Annotated in this window: 19 protein-coding genes; 13 read left to right on the forward strand and 6 right to left on the reverse strand. The window is 72.0% G+C overall.

Annotated elements, in window-relative coordinates; all coding sequences use genetic code 11:
* The first annotated feature begins 1 nt into the window (after position 1).
* The 7 genes from ACRQ4C_RS02535 to ACRQ4C_RS02565 all read left to right on the forward strand — a co-directional run bounded on the left by ACRQ4C_RS02535 (position 2) and on the right by ACRQ4C_RS02565 (position 6,075).
* Entirely contained in the window at positions 2 to 697 is a 696-nt protein-coding gene (locus ACRQ4C_RS02535) for an alpha/beta fold hydrolase (RefSeq protein ID WP_439690007.1), read from the forward strand.
* A gap of 464 nt (positions 698 to 1,161) precedes the next feature.
* On the forward strand, positions 1,162 to 1,398 hold the full coding sequence (rpmB, locus tag ACRQ4C_RS02540; RefSeq protein ID WP_022903747.1) for a 50S ribosomal protein L28: 237 nt from the start codon (positions 1,162 to 1,164) through the stop codon (positions 1,396 to 1,398).
* Complete coding sequence (gene rpmG / locus ACRQ4C_RS02545) at positions 1,398 to 1,568, forward strand: 50S ribosomal protein L33 (RefSeq protein ID WP_022903746.1); 171 nt, start codon at positions 1,398 to 1,400, stop codon at positions 1,566 to 1,568. Before rpmB ends, rpmG begins: the two co-directional genes overlap by 1 nt.
* Before the next feature lie 2 nt (positions 1,569 to 1,570).
* Entirely contained in the window at positions 1,571 to 1,876 is a 306-nt protein-coding gene (gene rpsN / locus ACRQ4C_RS02550; protein WP_022903745.1) for a 30S ribosomal protein S14, read from the forward strand.
* Positions 1,877 to 2,171: 295 nt separating this feature from the next.
* Positions 2,172 to 2,459 carry an HU family DNA-binding protein gene (locus ACRQ4C_RS02555; protein ID WP_022903744.1) on the forward strand — a complete coding sequence of 96 codons (288 nt, stop codon included), beginning with the start codon at positions 2,172 to 2,174 and terminating at the stop codon, positions 2,457 to 2,459.
* Between the two features lie 152 nt (positions 2,460 to 2,611).
* Positions 2,612 to 4,774, forward strand: a complete 2,163-nt coding sequence (locus ACRQ4C_RS02560) for a cytochrome c oxidase assembly protein (RefSeq protein WP_439690011.1) — start codon at positions 2,612 to 2,614, stop codon at positions 4,772 to 4,774.
* Complete coding sequence (locus tag ACRQ4C_RS02565) at positions 4,771 to 6,075, forward strand: ATP-dependent DNA helicase (protein WP_290132972.1); 1,305 nt, start codon at positions 4,771 to 4,773, stop codon at positions 6,073 to 6,075. The genes ACRQ4C_RS02560 and ACRQ4C_RS02565 overlap by 4 nt, the downstream gene beginning before the upstream one ends.
* Positions 6,076 to 6,277: 202 nt before the next feature.
* Here ACRQ4C_RS02565 and ACRQ4C_RS02570 read toward each other — a convergent pair whose 3' ends face one another.
* Positions 6,278 to 6,760 (reverse strand): DUF4383 domain-containing protein, encoded by a 483-nt coding sequence (locus ACRQ4C_RS02570; protein ID WP_439690013.1) that lies wholly within the window; start codon positions 6,758 to 6,760, stop codon positions 6,278 to 6,280.
* A gap of 310 nt (positions 6,761 to 7,070) precedes the next feature.
* On the opposite strand from ACRQ4C_RS02570, the gene ACRQ4C_RS02575 reads away from it, so the two are divergent.
* Complete coding sequence (locus ACRQ4C_RS02575; protein ID WP_290132970.1) at positions 7,071 to 7,856, forward strand: phosphatase PAP2 family protein; 786 nt, start codon at positions 7,071 to 7,073, stop codon at positions 7,854 to 7,856.
* A gap of 108 nt (positions 7,857 to 7,964) precedes the next feature.
* Here the strand turns inward: ACRQ4C_RS02575 and ACRQ4C_RS02580 are convergent, their stop codons facing one another.
* Both ACRQ4C_RS02580 and ACRQ4C_RS02585 read right to left on the reverse strand, forming a co-directional pair.
* Positions 7,965 to 9,407, reverse strand: a complete 1,443-nt coding sequence (locus ACRQ4C_RS02580; protein ID WP_439690015.1) for an FtsX-like permease family protein — start codon at positions 9,405 to 9,407, stop codon at positions 7,965 to 7,967.
* Complete coding sequence (locus ACRQ4C_RS02585; RefSeq protein WP_439690017.1) at positions 9,404 to 9,829, reverse strand: hypothetical protein; 426 nt, start codon at positions 9,827 to 9,829, stop codon at positions 9,404 to 9,406. The genes ACRQ4C_RS02580 and ACRQ4C_RS02585 overlap by 4 nt, the downstream gene beginning before the upstream one ends.
* A gap of 187 nt (positions 9,830 to 10,016) precedes the next feature.
* On the opposite strand from ACRQ4C_RS02585, the gene ACRQ4C_RS02590 reads away from it, so the two are divergent.
* The gene (locus ACRQ4C_RS02590) at positions 10,017 to 11,156 is read left to right on the forward strand and encodes a CE1758 family FMN-dependent luciferase-like monooxygenase (RefSeq protein ID WP_439690019.1); all 1,140 of its coding nucleotides are present in this window, start codon (positions 10,017 to 10,019) and stop codon (positions 11,154 to 11,156) included.
* A gap of 143 nt (positions 11,157 to 11,299) precedes the next feature.
* Here ACRQ4C_RS02590 and ACRQ4C_RS02595 read toward each other — a convergent pair whose 3' ends face one another.
* The gene (locus tag ACRQ4C_RS02595) at positions 11,300 to 11,737 is read right to left on the reverse strand and encodes a DMT family transporter (protein ID WP_439690021.1); all 438 of its coding nucleotides are present in this window, start codon (positions 11,735 to 11,737) and stop codon (positions 11,300 to 11,302) included.
* Position 11,738: 1 nt separating this feature from the next.
* Positions 11,739 to 12,053, reverse strand: a complete 315-nt coding sequence (locus ACRQ4C_RS02600) for a DMT family transporter (protein ID WP_290132965.1) — start codon at positions 12,051 to 12,053, stop codon at positions 11,739 to 11,741.
* 71 nt (positions 12,054 to 12,124) lie between these two features.
* Between ACRQ4C_RS02600 and ACRQ4C_RS02605 the strand changes: the two genes are divergently transcribed.
* From ACRQ4C_RS02605 to ACRQ4C_RS02620, 4 genes are read left to right on the forward strand one after another with little or no spacing between them, the layout of a single operon-like run.
* The gene (locus tag ACRQ4C_RS02605; RefSeq protein ID WP_439690023.1) at positions 12,125 to 12,703 is read left to right on the forward strand and encodes a TetR/AcrR family transcriptional regulator; all 579 of its coding nucleotides are present in this window, start codon (positions 12,125 to 12,127) and stop codon (positions 12,701 to 12,703) included.
* A 38-nt stretch (positions 12,704 to 12,741) separates the two neighbouring features.
* Entirely contained in the window at positions 12,742 to 13,764 is a 1,023-nt protein-coding gene (locus ACRQ4C_RS02610) for a permease (protein ID WP_290132963.1), read from the forward strand.
* The gene (locus ACRQ4C_RS02615) at positions 13,751 to 14,608 is read left to right on the forward strand and encodes a TIGR03943 family putative permease subunit (protein ID WP_439690025.1); all 858 of its coding nucleotides are present in this window, start codon (positions 13,751 to 13,753) and stop codon (positions 14,606 to 14,608) included. Before ACRQ4C_RS02610 ends, ACRQ4C_RS02615 begins: the two co-directional genes overlap by 14 nt.
* A complete protein-coding gene (locus tag ACRQ4C_RS02620) occupies positions 14,589 to 16,007 on the forward strand; it encodes a hypothetical protein (protein ID WP_439690027.1) in 1,419 nt (472 codons plus the stop codon). Before ACRQ4C_RS02615 ends, ACRQ4C_RS02620 begins: the two co-directional genes overlap by 20 nt.
* Here the strand turns inward: ACRQ4C_RS02620 and ACRQ4C_RS02625 are convergent.
* On the reverse strand, positions 16,004 to 16,966 hold the full coding sequence (locus tag ACRQ4C_RS02625) for a helix-turn-helix transcriptional regulator (protein ID WP_439690028.1): 963 nt from the start codon (positions 16,964 to 16,966) through the stop codon (positions 16,004 to 16,006). The genes ACRQ4C_RS02620 and ACRQ4C_RS02625 overlap by 4 nt on opposite strands.
* Between the last annotated feature and the right edge of the window lie 146 nt (positions 16,967 to 17,112).

Here is a 17,112-nt window from a genome sequence, read left to right on the forward strand (position 1 = left end):
CATGCACGTGATCCTGGTGCCCGGGTTCTGGCTCGACGCGAGTGCGTGGGACGACGTCGCTCCGGTGCTGGTCGAGGCCGGCCACTCGGTGCAGGCCGTGACCCGCACGGGCGACTCGCTCGACGAACAGGTGGCGTCGCTCGTCGCGGTGCTCGACGAGGTCGCGACGGCTGACGAGCCGGTCGTGCTCGCGGGGCACTCCGGCGCCGGGCCGATCGCCTACATGGCTGCGGACCAGCGGCCGTCGCTCGTGGCGCACCTGCTCTACGTCGACACGTTCCCCGGCCCGGGAGGTGGCTGCGTCAACGACGAGCTGCCCGTGGTCGACGGGGTCGTGCCGCTGCCGTCGTGGGACGTCTGGGAGGCCTCGACCCTCCGCGGCATGACCGACGAGGTGCGCGCTCGGTTCGAGCGCGTCGCGATCCCCGAGCCGGCGTCGGTGCCCTCCGACCCCTTCCACTACAGCGACCCGGCGCGGCACGCGATCCCCGCGACGGTGATCTCGTGCGAGATCCCGGCGGCCGACCTGGCGCAGATGGTGAACGACCACCAGGCGTGGGCGGCCGAGCTCGTGGCGACGGAGGAGCTCACGATCGTGGGACTCGACACGGGGCACTGGCCGATGTTCACGGCGCCGCGGGAGCTCGGCGAGCTCATGGTGCAGGCGCTCGCGCCGAAGCCGACCGACGGGCCGTAGGGCGCGGGGGCGGCGGCGCGCGCGGTGTCGGTGTTGGTGTCGGGTCTTGGGCGCTCGACATGCCGCCTGCGTCCTGCGGTGGTCGCAGGAAGTGTCGCTCGGGCGGAACGTGAGCGGCACGTCGTGCGACCAAGCGCCCCGACGCGCGGCGGGCCGCAGCCTGCGCGCCGGACCCGCACCGTGCCTCCAGGCCGATCCCGACCCACCCGCTCCGGCTTGCGACACGCCCGACGCTCGCGTAACGTATACCCCTGGTCCTCCGCGCCCGCGCGGAGAACAGCTCGTTCCAAGCCCTCCGACCGTCGCGAATGCCGCGGTCGCGCGGTGTCCGCCGGCCCTTCGACAGGGTCATCGGGCCTGGGCGGTGCGCACAACCCCCTCGCCGGTCCCCGGACCAGCGCGTGCGCACCAGGCAAGTGACCTTGGGTGCGGTCGTCCGACCGCACGGTACTCAGGAGGAAACCATGGCAGCAGTGTGCCAGGTGACCGGCGCCACCCCCGGCTTCGGTCACAACATCTCGCACTCGCACCGCCGGACGAAGCGCCGCTTCGACCCGAACGTGCAGAAGAAGACGTACTACGTGCCCTCGCTTCGTCGTAACGTCACGCTCACGCTCAGCGCAAAGGGCATCAAGGTGATCGACGCACGCGGCATCGAGTCCGTCGTCAAGGATCTCCTCGCCCGTGGGGAGAAGATCTGATGGCGAAAAAGGGTCAGGACATCCGTCCGATCATCAAGCTCCGCTCCACGGCGGGGACCGGGTTCACGTACGTGACCAAGAAGAACCGTCGGAACAACCCCGACCGTCTCGTGCTCAAGAAGTACGACCCGGTGGTCCGCAAGCACGTCGACTTCCGTGAGGAGCGCTAAGCATGGCGAAGAAGAGCAAGATCGCGAAGAACAACCAGCGCGCCGAGGTCATCGCGCGCTACGCCGAGCGTCGCCTCGAGCTGAAGAAGGCCCTCGTGGACCCGAACGGCACCGACGAGTCGCGTGAGGCCGCCCGCGTCGGCCTGCAGAAGCTCCCGCGCGACGCGTCGCCGGTGCGCTACCGCAACCGCGACGCCATCGACGGTCGCCCCCGTGGCCACCTCGGTGAGTACGGCATCAGCCGTGTCCGCTTCCGCGACATGGCCCACCGTGGCGAGCTCCCCGGCATCACGAAGAGCTCCTGGTAAGCATCCGCTTCCCGTCGAACGCCCCGTCACCTGTTGGTGGCGGGGCGTTCGTGTTCCCTCGGCGGGGCGTTCGTGCTCCGTCGGCGGGGCACCGGTGTTCGCTCGGTAGGGGCTGTGAGCGGGGTACACGGACCGTCACATCCGTCACATCTGCCCCGCCAGACCCGCGACAGGCCCGGAAATCCGGGCGAGTCGGCCGGAAACGCCCTGGGTGGCTGGTAGGTTCGACCCCGGTTCCACGGGCATCGCGCCTGATGGCCCGACCGATACCGAAGAAGTCCGAGGAGGACATCCAATGGCTGACAAGTCCCTGAACCGTACCGAGCTCGTCGCTGCCGTCGCGCAGGAGTCCGGCCAGAGCCAGGCCACCGTGAACGGCGTCGTCGACGCGCTGTTCAGCGTCGTCTCGAGCTCGGTTGCCGACGGCACCAAGGTCACGATCCCCGGCTGGATCGCCTTCGAGAAGACCCACCGCGCAGCCCGCACCGGCCGCAACCCGCAGACGGGTGAGGCCATCGAGATCGCCGCGAGCGACTCGGTCAAGGTCAGCGCCGGCTCGAAGCTGAAGGCTGCTGTCAAGTAGGACGGTTCTGCTGGTGGGAGGGACGGCTGCGGCCGTCCCTTTCGCATGTCCGGGTGGCTGTCCACCCTCCACCGGCCTGGAGGCGCGGATCACCACCCACAGGTCGCCCCGGCGGATTCTGTGGCCGGGTGGGCAACGCCTAGGCTTGACGGGTGAACCGGATCGCGCGCACCATCGGCCCCGCCGTGCTGCTGCTCGCCGCGTTCTTCTCGCTGCTGGTCGCGCTGGTGATCGGTGGCGGAGCGAACCCCGCGCTCATCGCCGACCCGGGTGCCGTCGTGCGCTTCGGGCTGCCGATCGCCCGGGTCGTGGTCGACCTCTCCGCAGCAGCGACGATCGGTGGGCTCGCCCTCGCGACCGTCGGCTTCTCGCGCACCGCGCCGGAGTGGGACCGCGCGATCGACGTCGCCGCCGCTGCCGCCGGACTCTGGACCGTGTCGAGCGTCGTCACGACGTTCTTCACGTTCCTCAGCGTCGCCGGGTCGCAGGTCTCGCTCGACGAGCAGTTCGGGCAGTCGATGGGGGTGTTCCTCACCGGCACGGACCTCGGGCTCGCGTGGCTCGTGACCGTCCTCGTCGCGGCGTCGGTCACCGTGCTCTGCTTCGCCGTGCGGGCGCGGGGCATGGTCGCCCTGACCGCCGGGGTCGCGATGATCGGCCTCGTCCCGCTCGCGCAGCAGGGGCACGCCGCCGGCACCGCGAGCCACGACGCCGCGGTCACCGCGCTCGGGCTGCACCTCGTCGGCGCTGCGCTGTGGGTCGGCGGGCTCGTGATGGTCGTCCTCGTCCGGCCGGTCCTCGGTGGCGAGCGGCTCCCGCTCGTCATCGGCCGCTACTCGAGCATCGCGCTCGGGTGCTTCGTGCTCGTGGCGGTGTCCGGGGTCGCGTCCGCGCAGATCCGCGTCGGCGCGTTCTCGAACCTCGCGACGCCGTACGGCGTCCTCGTGCTCGTGAAGGTCGGCGCGATCGTCGCGATGGGTGTCCTCGGAGCGGTGCAGCGCCGCCGGGCCATCCGATCGCTCACCGAACGCCCGGGCAGCGGCCGGACCTTCTGGGTGCTCATCGTCACCGAGCTCGCGGTGATGGGCGTCGCGTCGGGGTTCGCCGCGGCACTCGGACGGACCGCGACCCCGACGGACCAGATCGCGCTGAGCAAGACGACGGACCCGACACCGGCCGAGCTCCTCACGGACGACCCGCTTCCGCACGCTCCGGGGTCGTGGGGCTGGCTGACCGCGTGGAACATCGACCTCTTCTGGCTCATGGCGGCCGTCCTGCTCGCCGCGACGTACGCAGCCGGGGTCGTGCGGCTGCGTCGTCGCGGGGAACCCTGGCCCGTCCGGCGCTCGGTCGCCGCGGGCATCGCCGTCGTGTGCCTCGTGGTCGCGACCTCGGGCTCGCTCCACACCTACGACCGCTTCCTCGTCTCCGCGAACGTCGGCGCCCACGTGCTGCTCGGACTCGTCGTCCCGGCGCTCGCCTGGGCGGCCGCGCCCGTGCAGCTGATCCGGGCGGCGGTGCACCAGCGACGCGACGGCAGCACCGGCGTCCGCGAGTGGACCGACCTCCTCGTCGACAACGCCGTCGTGCGCTACCTCGTCCAGCCGTTCCCGGCGTTCCTGCTCCTCGCCGCCGTGTGGTGGGCGTACGCCGCGACGCAGGCCCTGCGGTGGTCGGTGAGCGACTCCACCGGTCGCACCGTGATCGACGTGGTGTTCCTGCTCGTCGGGCTGCTCGCACTGCCCGGCCTGCTGACCCCCGTCGCAGCCGGTGCACGGCGCGCGTCGATGTCGGCCGCCGTCGTGCGGATCATCGGTGCGGTCGTGGTCGCAGCGGGTCTCGTCTCGCTCGGCATCGCGGTGCAGGGGCCGCTCGGGCTCCTGCAGGCGTCCTGGTTCGGGGCGATGGGCCGGACGTGGGGGCCCGACCCGTACGCGGACCAGGCGCGTGCCGGCACGCTGCTCGTGGCGTCCGGGGTCGCGGTCGTGGTGCTCGTCGTCGTGGTGGTGCTCGTCCGGCTGCGGCGGGACCGGCCCGCGACGGACGCCGAGGTCGGGGCGTCGGTCCCGTCGATCGTGCACGGCGGGGCGGCCGGGTCGAACCTCGGAGCCGACGTCGCGCCGGGCGATCGCGTGGTTCGACGTCGGGACCGAAGTTCGACGTCGAGCCGCGTCGCAGACCCCGAGGACGACTTCGACGACGTGAGCGATGACGGCGAGGCCGCCCGGGCCGGCCACGCCGACGAGGCGGGTGCGGAGGCGAGGGCGACCCGTGCCTCCCGGCCGAGCAGCGACCACGGGGCGGACGCGCCGTGACCGTCGAGCTCAGCGCCGAACAGCGCGCGGTCTTCGACTACATCGAGCACACGCGCGACCACGTGTTCATCACCGGCCGCGCAGGGACCGGCAAGTCGACGCTGCTGAACCACCTGTCCTGGCACACCGAGAAGCAGGTCGTGATCTGCGCGCCGACCGGTGTCGCTGCGCTGAACGTCGGGGGGCAGACGATCCACTCGCTGTTCCGGCTCCCGATCGGGCTCATCGCCGACGCCGAGCTCCGGCAGGGGCCGGACACCCGCAAACTCCTCAACACCATCGACACCCTCGTGATCGACGAGGTCTCGATGGTGAACGCCGACCTCCTCGACGCGATGGACCGCTCGCTCCGGAAGGCGCGCGGTCGGCAGTTCGAGGCGTTCGGCGGTGTGCAGGTCGTCATGTTCGGCGACCCGTACCAGCTCCCGCCGGTGCCGGGCGACGGGGACGAGCGCGCGTACTTCACCGACCACTACCGCTCGATGTGGTTCTTCGACGCGAAGGTCTGGCTCGAGGCCGAGCTCCACATCGTCGAGCTCGCGACCGTGCACCGGCAGCGCGACGACGCCTTCGCCGCCATGCTGACCGCCGTGCGGCACGGGCGGGTGACCGCGGACATCGCCGGACAGCTCAACACCGCGGGGGCGCGGCCGGCGCCCGACGACGCGATCACCCTCGCGACGCGGAACGACACCGTGGCGCGGATCAACAAGGCGGCGCTCGATCGACTGCCCGGGAAGGTGAAGACCGCGCGGGCCGACGTCAACGGCGACTTCGGTGGGCGGAACTTCCCCGCGGACGAGGCCCTCGAGCTGAAGCCCGGGGCCCACGTGATGTTCCTCCGCAACGACCCCGACCAGCGCTGGGTGAACGGGACCCTCGGTGTCGTGACGACCATCCGTGACACCGTGTGGGTCGACGTCGACGGGGAGTCCTTCGAGGTCCAGCCGTCCGTGTGGGAGAAGTTCAAGTACTCCTACGACCCGGACAAGAAGGAGCTCAAGAAGGACACCGTGGGGGAGTTCCAGCAGTTCCCGCTCCGGCTGGCCTGGGCGGTGACGATCCACAAGTCGCAGGGCAGCACCTACGACCGCGCCGTGGTGGACCTCGGGAACCGGGTGTTCAGCGCCGGCCAGACGTACGTCGCGCTGTCGCGGCTGACCTCCCTCGAGGGGCTGTACCTGACCAGACCCCTGCGTCCGCAGGACATCATCGTGGACCTCGACGTGCGGCGCTTCATGTCCGAGGCGCCGCGCGTGGTCGCGACCGAGCTCGAGGCGCCGAAGCCGGCCGACGGCTGACGGCTGACGGCGCGCGCCCGTGGGCGCCCGCGGGCGGCGCCGGCACGCACGTGTGCGTCGGGGGCGAACCATGAACGCGACATCGCACCGAGCACGGTTGTCGGTTCGATGTCGTGTGCATGGTTCGACGGGACCGAACGCGCCCCGGACGACGACGCCCCGCCGACCTCGAGGGTCGGCGGGGCGTCAGGAGTGCGGAGCGTCAGCCGTGGGTGGCCTCGGCACGCAGCGCGTCGAGGTTGTCGCGGTCGGCGCGGAGCGCGCGGAGGTTCTCGCGGTCGGCAGCGAGTGCCGTGACGAGCAGCACGAAGCCGACGATCGCGTTGAAGCCGTTGTCGACCGTGTTCAGCGCGAACACGTTGGCCGAGGTGTTCATGAACAGGAAGCCGTAGAGCGCGAGCACGAGCAGCACGACGCCCGCGACGAGGTTCAGGTTGCGCGACCCGATGGTGGTGCCGAGGCCACCGATGAGCATCGCGGCGGCGAGGAGCGTCCAGACGAGGCACAGCGCGGGGTTCACGAGGAACACGCCCCAGAGGTAGCCGCCGTCGTTGCCGAAGAAGGCGTGGCCACCCTCACCAGCGAAGAAGAAGCCCAGGATGCCCCAGAGCGCCAGGATCGCGCCGACGGTCAGGGCCAGGCCCCGGTTCGGAGAAGCGGTGATGCCCGGTTCCTTGACTGCCACTTCGGTTTCCTCCTCGTACACGGCGGGCGACGAGTACGCCAGCGCGTTGCCAGCAGGCCGTCGTTCCGCCGCGTTCCCAGCGTTCGACCTGCTCGTCAACGGTATCGTGTCGGACCCCGACCGACCGAATCGGACGGCCTGCCCGCCCCCGTCCGCTGGACGCCCGCGGAAGCGGCCGACGAGCCGGACGACGACCCCTGCCAGCAGCACCCCGAGGAGGACCAGACCGGTGACGCGAACACCTGTGCCAGGCCCAGTCGTCTCGCGGCGGGGACGGTGGGCGCTGCTCGCGGTTCTCGGGTTCGTGATCGTGCCTCTCGTGTACGCGGTCGCCGTCCTGACGCCGCTCGGTCAGCGGGCGGAGGACGCCGCACTCGGCGGCGTCCGGGAGTCCGACCTGTTCGGGTCGGACACGGCACTCAACGTGATCTCGGTGCCGGTGATCCTGTTGCTCGTCGTCGTGATGGTCGCCGTCGCGTTCGCCCGGCGACGCCTGGCGGTGGGGCTCGGAGCCGGTGTCGTCGTGCTCGCGTCGGCAGCGACCTCGACGCTCGTCAAACATATCGCCGTGCGCCCGGAGATCGCCCAGTCGACGACGCCGAACTCGTTCCCGTCGGGGCACGCGACGATCGCCCTGGCCGCACTGTTCGGCGTGCTGATGGTCACGCCGAGGCGCTTCCGGCCCGTCGTCACCCTCGTCGGCGCCGCGTACGCCGTCTTCGTCGCGAACCAGACCGTCGTCTACGGCTGGCACCGGGTGAGCGACATCGTGGGTGCCTCGGCGATCGCGCTCTTCTGGGTCGGCGTCGTCCGTGCCGTCGGGCCTCGGGTGGACCGGGGCGAGCGTGGCGACCGTGACGGACGACGCGGCCCCCGGCGGGTCGTGAGCGCGGTGCTGCTCATCGCCACCGGACTCGCGCTCGCGGTCGGCATCGCGGCGCTCGTCGTCGGGGTGTCCGGCGCGGCACACGACCACGCAGCGATGCTCGTCGCGGGCCGGCTGGCATCGAGCGTCAGCATCCTCGCCGTCATCGCTGCGGTGTGGTTCGCGGACGGGATGCACACCGCGCCCCGCACCGACGCCCCGTTCTCCTAGCGCTCGCGATCGTCACTGCTGTGGCGCGAGTCCGAGGTGTTGCGCGCGCGGACCCTCGAGGACGACGCCTGACCCGACAGCGCGCGGCCGGTGTCACGCTGAGCACGCTCACTCGTACCGCAGCGCGGCGACCGGTGCACTCCGCACCGCGCGGGCGGCCGGGCCGACGGCGGCGGCGAGCCCGGTGACCACCGCGCCGGCGACCACGGTCACGATCACCCACGCGGGGACGACCGGGGTGATCAGCTGCGCCTCCGGGGTCGCCCCGAGGAGCGTGTACGCACCGGACCAGCCGTACGCGGTGCCGAGCAGCACGCCGAGCAGGACGGCGACGGCGATGGTCATGGCCGTCTCGGTCAGCACGAGCGCCCGGACCTGTCGCCGCGACGTCCCGATGACCCGCAGCAACCCGAGCTCCCGCGTGCGCTGGGCGATCGTGAGCGCGGTCACGACGACCACCCCGGCGGCGGCGATGACGCCCGCGGCACCGGTCAGGCTCGCGAACAGCACCGCGAGCTGGTCGAACTGCTCCTCGATGTCGCGGTAGTACACCGGGTCGGCCGCGGACTGCTGCTGGAGCATCCGCGCGTAGGTCCCGAAGCCGACCGCGAAGGTCACCATCAGGGTCACCGCGATGAGGAGCCCGACGGTCGCCCGGGCCGTCCGACGGGGGGACCGCAGTGAGTTCCGCGCGGCCATCGCCCCGATGACGCTCCGGGAGGCGCCGGCCGCGACGAGTCGGATCGTCGCGGGCACGAGCACGGGGGTGGCGATGACCACTCCGGTGAAGGACACGGCTCCGGCCGCGACGGCGAGGAGCAGCGCACTCACACTCGTCGCACCGAGCACGATCGCGGCTCCGATCCCCGCAGCACCGACCACGAAGAGCGCCGAGGCGACGAGCCAGCGCGATCGTGCGCCCGAGCCCTCGGGCACGCTCTCCTCGGCGGCGGCGTCGAGGGCACGCAGCGGTGGGATCGTCAGCACCGCACGGGATCCGAGCCGGTACGCGGCCGTGGTGATCGCGGCGACCAGGACGGTCACCGGGACGACGGCGACCGGCAGGAGCAGGCCGACCCCCGGCAGGACCGTAGCGACGGCGGCGAGTGCCAGCGCACCGTTCGCGACCACGACGCCGAGCACGGCTCCGACGACCGAGCCGACGACCCCGGCGACGAGGCCCGAGCGCGTGATCTGGCTCCGCAGCTGCGCACCCGTCGCCCCGAGCACGCGCTGCAGGGCGAGGCTCCTGGTCCGGCCCGCGATGACGGTCGCGCACGTGTTCGAGGCGACGACGGCGCTGACGTACAGCGCGATCCCGACGAAGACCCACGCGACCACGGGCAGGATCATCGCGACGGTGGCGGACTGGCCGGTGCGCTCGCCGAGTTCGACGACGCGTTCGGCGGCGGCCGAGCCCGTGACGACGAGCGTGCCGAGCCCGGTGGACAGCGCCGCGACGCCGAGCGTGGCACGGTCGTCGCGCAGCGACAGCGGCGACCGACCGGATGACCGGCGACGGACCCCGTCACGGTGTCGTGACGAGGTCACTTCCCGTCCTCCGTGTTGGGCGTCCACGCGAGCCAGCGGGTGCCCCTCGAGGTCATCGACCACGCGCCGCACTTCGTGACCTCCTGTGCGGCGTAGGGATCCGGAGCCTCGTCGAAGGTGAGCGACGGAGCGGACATGCGGGGTACCTGCTCACAGCGATCGGCGGTGACGCCGTCCTCCGTGGTGAAGAGCATGCTCTTCGGCGCCGTTGCCGGGTCGGAGCTCTTCGTCCCGACGACGGTCGAGATGTCGGTCGCGTCCGCCGGGAGCCAGCTCGGAGCGTCCCGGACATCCGCACGACCGTCTGCGTGCGACCTCGCCTCGCCGTGCGCGGCGTCGGAGAACTGCGCGCAGCCGCTGAGGCCGAGGGCCCCTGCCGTGACAGCGCCCAGTGCGAGGACCTTCGTGATCAAGGAGTGCATGGGAGCCCTTTCCGTCGAGGTTCGCTTCCATGCTGCCGAGGCCGCCGGCATGTCACATCGCACTGCGGGATGACCTGCGTCGGTCCTGCAGATGACGTCGTCGACCTGGCGGGAATGGACGGGCGTGCGCTACGTTGTACCCAGCAAGTCGATGCAAACGTATCGAAATGGCGAAGGGCAGCACACCATGCAGTTCGGGATCTTCACGGTCAGCGACGTCACGACCGACCCCACCACCGGGACGACCCCGGACGACACCCAGCGGGTGAAGGACATCCTCACGATCGCCGAGCACGCGGACCAGGCCGGTCTCGACGTCTTCGCGACGGGCGAGCACCACAACCCGCCGTTCGTCGCGTCGAGTCCGACCACGATGCTCGGCTACCTCGCCGGACGGACGAAGAACATCACGCTCTCGACCTCGACGACCCTCATCACGACGAACGACCCCGTGCGCATCGCCGAGGAGTACGCGATGCTCCAGGTCATCTCCGACGGTCGCATGGACCTCATGATGGGCCGCGGCAACACCGGCCCCGTCTACCCCTGGTTCGGGCAGGACATCCGGCAGGGTGTCAACCTGGCGATCGAGAACTACGCCCTCGTCCGCCAGCTCTGGGAGAACGACGTCGTCAACTGGCAGGGCAAGTTCCGCACCCCGCTGCAGGGCTTCACCTCCACGCCGCGTCCGCTCGACGGCGTCCCGCCCTTCGTCTGGCACGGCTCGATCCGCACGCCCGAGATCGCCGAGCAGGCCGCGTACTACGGCGACGGCTTCCTCCACAACAACATCTTCTGGCCGATCCAGCACACCGAGCAGATGGTCGGGCTCTACCGCCAGCGCTTCGAGCACTACGGGCACGGTCGGGCCGACCAGGCGATCGTCGGGCTCGGCGGGCAGTTCTTCGCCCGGAAGAACTCGCAGGACGCGGTCGACGAGTTCCGCCCGTACTTCGACAACGCCCCGGTCTACGGTCACGGGCCCTCGATGGAGGACTTCACCACGCAGACCCCGCTCACGGTCGGTTCGCCCCAGCAGGTCATCGACCGGTACGCGACGATGAAGGACCACGTCGGGCACTACCAGCGCCAGCTGTTCCTGGTCGACCACGCCGGCCTGCCGCTGAAGACGGTCCTCGAGCAGATCGACATCCTCGCGGAGGACATCGTCCCCGAGCTGCGCAGGATCAACGACGAGGGGCGCCCGGCCGACGTGCCGTCCGACCCGCCGTCGCACGCGGACCGCGTGGCGGCGGCCGTGGCCGCCGGCACGGCGGGCAGTGACCACGTCGCCGCCGAGGACGAGTGGACGGGCGCGTCCGTCTGACGACGTGACGCGGAGACGGCCTGGAGGCGCGGTGCCAGCTGGCACCGCGCCTCCCGTCCGTCCGTGGTCGCGTCCCGCGACCGGCGCTCCCGAGCCTCGTGCTGAGCGACGACTCTCGCGACCCGGAGCCCGAGCAGTGTCGCCTACGCCGAGTCTCGTGCCGCGCTGGACGAGTCTCGCGCTGCGCCGACCGAGTCTCGCGCTGCGCCGACCGAGTCTCGTGCCGGGGCGACCGAGACTCGGCGAGCCCGTCCACGCGCCGGCCGAGCCGGCACGAGCTTGAGCCCGACGACGCACCCGACGATGCCGGCGATGAAGAGGAGCCGGAGGAGTGTCACCGGCTCCGCCCCCGTCGCCATGCCCCAGAGCACGGTCAGGGCGGCACCGGTCCCGGTCCACACCGCGTACGCCGTGCTGATCGGGATGTGCCGCAGCACGTACCCGAACGCGCCGAGGCTCACCGCGATCGTCGCTGCGAAGACCAGGCTCGGTCCGAGCCTGGTGAAGCCGTGGCTCTCGCCGAGCGCGGTCGCCCACACGGTCTCGAGTGCGGCACTGACGAACAGGACCACCCAGGCCACGTCAGCTCACCACCTTGAGGCCGACGACGCAGGCCACGAGTCCGAAGACGAGGGCGAGCCGGGCGAAGGACGCGGCCTCCTGCCGGCGGAGCACCGCCACGACGACGGTCAGCGACGCTCCGATGCCGACCCACACGGCGTAGGCCGTACCCACCGGGATGGCCGTCATGGCGTACGCGAGGCCCAGCATGCTGAGCGCCATGCCCGCGACGAACACGATCGTCGGCACGATCTTCTTGAACCCGTCGGACGCGCTGAGGGCGGTGGCCCACACGGCTTCGAGCACGCCCGACAGCACCAACACGATCCACGTCACGAGTGCTCCCTCCCGGATAGTCGCACAACTGTACGACAAAGAAGGTAGCACAGTCGTGCGACCATGGCCCCGTGGCGAGGAGCATCGACATCGGCGAACGGCGCCGCACCGTGTCCGACGCGGCCGCGCGGGTGCTCGCCCGGAACGGCCTCGGCGCGCTGAGCGTCCGCGGGGTCGCGGCCGAGGCCGGGCTGCCCCCGTCGACCGTCCGGTACGTGTTCCCCACGCAGGCGAGCGTCCGGACGCACGCGCTCGAGACCGTGTTCGACGCGACCGCCCGCCGGGTCGACGCGGTGCCCGACACGCTGTCGGACCGCGAACGAGCGCGCCGCATCCTGCTCGAGCTGCTGCCGCTCGACGAGGAGCGGCTCGTCGAGCTCGACGTGTACCTCGCCCTCGGCAACGCGGCACTGACCGACCCGGAGCTCCGGCCGGCGCTCGACCGGGTCGTGTCGGACATGCAGGAGTGGACCGAGCGCATCGTCCACCTCGTCGGGGTGCCGGACGCCGATCGGGCGTACGAGGCTCGTCGCCTGCACGCCCTCATCGACGGGCTCGCGATGCACGTGTCGCGACTGGCTCCGGGGGAGTCGGCGGACTGGGCGATCGAGCTCCTCGACCGGCACCTCGACGGGCTCGCGGCGCGCTGACGAGCCGGCCGCCGTCGACGTCGCCTATCCTTGCGCAGGTGACGCGCGCGACCGCCACGGCCACGACCCCCGCCCCCGCCCGGAGCCTCACCGGCCCGGGGCTCGTGCTGCTCGCCGTCATCGTGCTCCTCGGCGTCCGGATCGTCTCGCCGAGCGTCGGGTCCGCGGGTCTGCCGGACGTCGTGCAGGACTTCCTGACGCTCGCGATCAGCGTCGTCGTCGAGTCCCTGCCGTTCGTCGTGCTCGGCATCCTGCTGTCGATCGTCGTCGAGGTCTGGGTGCCCGTCGGGGTGCTCGAACGGATCCTGCCGCAGCGTGCCGTGCCCCGTCGTGCGGTGATCTCGCTCATCGGCATGCTGTTCCCGGTGTGCGAGTGCGGCAACGTCCCCCTCGCCCGCGGCCTCATGCTCCGAGGGTTCACCCCCGCCGAGGCAGTCACGTTCCTCGTCGCCGCGCCGATCCTCAACCCGCTCGTGATCATCAGCACCGCGCAGGCGTTCGGCTGGTCCGGCTGGATCCTCCCGGTGCGGATCGTCGGCGGGTTCGTCATCGCGAACCTCGTCGGCTGGATCGTCGCCGCCCACCGACGCCCGGCCGACCTGCTGCTGCCCGCGTTCGAGGCCCGTTGCCGCGCGACCGTCGGGGCGCCCCGCTCCCGGAACCGCTGGCGGGACAGCGCCGCGCAGTTCGGCGGTGAGACCGCGACGATGATGCCTGCCCTCTTCGTCGGCGCCGGACTGGCCGCGGCGATCCAGGTCGCCGTGCCCCGCTCGACGCTCGTGGCGATCGGTGCGAACCCAGTGCTGTCCGTCGGCGCGATGATGCTCCTCGCGATGACGGTGTCGCTCTGCTCGAACGTCGACGCCTTCTTCGCCCTGTCGTTCGCGTCGACGTTCCTGCCCGGGTCGATCACGGCGTTCCTCATCATCGGCCCGATCATCGACGTCAAGATGATCGCCCTCCTCCGCACGACGTTCCGCGCACGCTTCCTCGTGCTGCTCGCCGTCGTCTGCGTCCTGTTCGCCGCGACCGTCGGGTTGGTGATGAATGTCCTCGTCTGAGTCGACGGCGCCCGCCGCCCTGGGGCTCGGGTCCGTCCTCGCGGTCGCGTTGTGCACGCTCTGGCTGGCGCTGGTCGGGCACCTCGACCTCTACATCAACCCGCGGTACGCGGTCTTCACGATCGTGCTCGCCGTGCTCGCCGTGCCGGCGGCGGTCGCCGGGCTCGTCGTCGTCGCGCGCGGCCACGGGCACACGCACGGCGACGAGCCGGCCGGCGGCGGACACACGCACGACGACGCGGCCGACGGTGCGCCCGCGCCCGCGGGCCCGGCAGCGGGACCGCACGACCGCGGCGGTCGGCCGGGAGGCGCGGGTCGCCGCACACGGGCCGTCCTCGGCTGGGCGGCGGCAGCCGTCACGGTCGGGGTCACGGTCGCCATGCTCGTCCTGCCGCCGACGACCCTGTCCGCCCGGACCGCGCAGCAGCGGAGCGTCGACGCCGCCACCCTCTCGAACGCCACCGGCACGCAGGGCGTCGCGCTCCTCGGCAGCGACGCCGTCGACACGTCCGACTACGGCGTCAAGGACTGGGCCGCCCTGATCCGCCAGACCACCGACACGAGCGCGCTCGTCGGCAAGCGGGTGGAGCTCACGGGCTTCGTCGTCCCCGCCGGAGACGGCTCGTTCACGCTCACCCGCTTCGTGATCAGCTGCTGCGCGGTCGACGCCCAACCCGTCGGCCTCGGCGTCACCACGAGCGGCGCCGTCCCCGACGCCGACCGGTGGGTGACCGTGCGGGGATCACTCGTCGCCAACCCCGACCAGTCCGCCGCCGCCAGGATCGTCGTCAAGGCGTCCTCGGTCCGACAGATCGCGCAGCCGAGTGACCCCTACGAGTACTGACCACGACCGTCGCCCCCGCCGCGACCGCTTCCGCGCCAGGTACCTCGCCGTCGCGGTGGTGCTCGTCGTCGTCGGTACGCTCGCCGCGGTCGTCGGGTCGCAGCAGGGTCCGCGCCTCCGGGACGTCACCTACGACGCCACCGGGCTCGTGTCGAAGCCGGCGCAGCGGGTGATCCTCACCGCGAACCAGGCCCTGCAGCCGGTCCGGGCCGCGGACGTGCGGGTCCGGCCGGCGGCAGCGCACACGGTCACCTCGAGCGGCAACACGATCGCGGTCGAGTTCGCCGGACCCCTGGCGTACGACCGGTCGTACGAGATCGCCGTGTCCGGGGTCCGTGCTCCGGGGCAGTCCTCGACGTCGACGCTCCGCGCCGAGGTCCGGACCGGGAGCACCGACGTCCTCGCGCTCGTGCCCGCCGGGTCGGACGGCGGGAAGGACCGGATCGTCCGACGCTCGCTCGACGCCGGCGGCGCCACGACGGTGTACGCCGACACCGGGATCACGGAGTTCGCACGCCTCGGTCGCTCGCTGGTCGTCGTGCGCGACGCCGGCCGGGGCGCGTCGGCCGTCGACGTCGTCCCGCTCACCGGCGGCGTGCAGGACGACACCGTCCCGGTCGAGCACCTCACGCTGCCGACCTCGGCGGGCCGGGTCACCGCCCTGCACGCCGCCGACGACGGCGCCTCGTTCGGGTTCGAGTACGCGGACACCTCGACGGGGCGCTCCGCCGACGTCGGGCTCTACGTCGTCGACATGACGGGGACGCACATGCCGACCGCGATCGCGGCGGACGGGAAGCCGACGACGGGCGCCGTGCCGATGACGGTCGGCCAGTGGGCGTACGTGCCCCGGACCGAGAGCGCCCTCGTCCGCACCAGCGGCGACGACCTCGTGCTCGTCGACATGGGCGGAGCGGCAGCAGCGGTCCGGCTCGGCAGCGCCACCACCCTGCACGGCTTCGTCGGCTCGGGCACCACGGCCGTCGTCGAGACCGGCACCGGCATCGAGTACCTCGACCTGACCGACGGCGCCCGGACACCGGTCGCCACCCCGACGGGCAGCACCGGTGCGCCCTACCTCGGCCGGATCGCGCCGCTCACCGACGCGACCTACCTGCGTGTGGTGGGCACCGTCCGTGCCGACGGGACGCTCGACCAACGCATCCTCCGTGTCGAGGCGACCCGCGCCTCCCGGCTGGCGGTGACGCTGCCCGCGGACGCGGGCGTCACGGCCGTGTGCCCCTCCCCGAACGGGCAGTTCGCCGCCGTCGTCACCCGCTCGGCCACCAGCGACCTGGTCAGCATCGTCGACGCGACCTCGGGCGCGCTCGAGGCGAGCGTCGAGGCGTCCACGGTCGACTGGTGCGGTGCGCTCCCGACGGGCGACGAGGTCGGTTAGCGCCGACGGAGGGTGTTCTTCGGGTACTCGCCGAAGCGCTGCAGGAACTCGCTCGAGAACCGGCCCATGTGGCTGAAGCCCCAGCGTCGCGCGACGTCGGCGACCGTGGTCTCCTCGATGGAGGAACGGAGCAGGTCCTCGTGGGCGCGGCGCAGCCGGACCTCGCGGAGGTACTGCATCGGCGTCCGGTCGAGTGCCCGCTGGAACGACTCCTGCAGGCCACGGACACTGAGGTCCGCGGCGCGCGCGATGTCCGACACCGTCAGCGGCAGGGCGGCGTTCGCGTGGATGTGCTCGACTGCTGCCCGGACCCGGCGGTTGCTCCGCGCACCGAAGTGCTCGGGGAGCTTCGGTGCCTGGAAGCGGTACAGACCCAGGAGCGCCCGGGCGACACCGCGCTGGGCCTCGTGCCACGCGAGCGACTCCGCGCCGTCCTCCCGGAAGGCGCGGACCGCACCGGCGACCGACCGCTGCCACTGCTGGATCGCGGACGCGTCCGGCTCGACCCCGCGCTCGAAGCCGAGCGTCCCGTCGACGAGGTACTGCTCCGCAGCCACGTCGAGCACGAGGTCTCGTCGCAGGTGCACGAGCCGCTGGTCCCAGTCGCGGTACTCCATCTCGAAGCGCTGCTCGATCGGGAAGAGGACGGGGACGCCGAGGCGCATGGGGGTCGCGTCGCGGTGGGTGTCGACGGTCGCGGTGCCGGAGTCGATCCACTGGACGACCACCTCGCCCTCGACGGCGACGTCGCCGCGGAGGTAGCCGTGCATCTGCGAGCGTCGGACGCTCATCCGGGCGTCGCCGATGCCGGCGTACCGGTACCAGTAGTCGTCGTCCACGTGGGCGGAGTACCACTGCTTGCCCGCGTACATCCCGGCGAGGTCACGGATCGCCGAGTCCGTGTCGCTGCCGGCCACGGAGACGAGCGCCGCGGGGGAGGGGATGGAAGTGGTGGACATGACCCCCACCATCCTCCGGCTGGACCGCTCCGTCGACCCGGTTGCGTGCCGCGGACGACGCCGACGCGGTCTGCGGATGAACGGGCGGCACGTTGCTGCACGTGGGTGCGGGCGCGGTGACGGGCTGTCGCCCCAGACGGACTGGA

The organism is Curtobacterium sp. SP.BCp, from assembly GCF_051903255.1.
In the GTDB taxonomy this organism is placed as follows: domain Bacteria; phylum Actinomycetota; class Actinomycetes; order Actinomycetales; family Microbacteriaceae; genus Curtobacterium.

Coding starts and splice junctions, on each gene's coding strand:
- rpsN (WP_022903745.1), top strand. CDS start 1,571: ATGGCGAAGAAGAGCAAGATCGCGAAGAACAACCAGCGCGCCGAGGTC.
- ACRQ4C_RS02590 (WP_439690019.1), top strand. CDS start 10,017: ATGCAGTTCGGGATCTTCACGGTCAGCGACGTCACGACCGACCCCACC.
- ACRQ4C_RS02535 (WP_439690007.1), top strand. CDS start 2: ATGCACGTGATCCTGGTGCCCGGGTTCTGGCTCGACGCGAGTGCGTGG.
- ACRQ4C_RS02625 (WP_439690028.1), bottom strand. CDS start 16,966: ATGTCCACCACTTCCATCCCCTCCCCCGCGGCGCTCGTCTCCGTGGCC.
- ACRQ4C_RS02585 (WP_439690017.1), bottom strand. CDS start 9,829: ATGCACTCCTTGATCACGAAGGTCCTCGCACTGGGCGCTGTCACGGCA.
- rpmG (WP_022903746.1), top strand. CDS start 1,398: ATGGCGAAAAAGGGTCAGGACATCCGTCCGATCATCAAGCTCCGCTCC.
- ACRQ4C_RS02555 (WP_022903744.1), top strand. CDS start 2,172: ATGGCTGACAAGTCCCTGAACCGTACCGAGCTCGTCGCTGCCGTCGCG.
- ACRQ4C_RS02615 (WP_439690025.1), top strand. CDS start 13,751: ATGTCCTCGTCTGAGTCGACGGCGCCCGCCGCCCTGGGGCTCGGGTCC.
- rpmB (WP_022903747.1), top strand. CDS start 1,162: ATGGCAGCAGTGTGCCAGGTGACCGGCGCCACCCCCGGCTTCGGTCAC.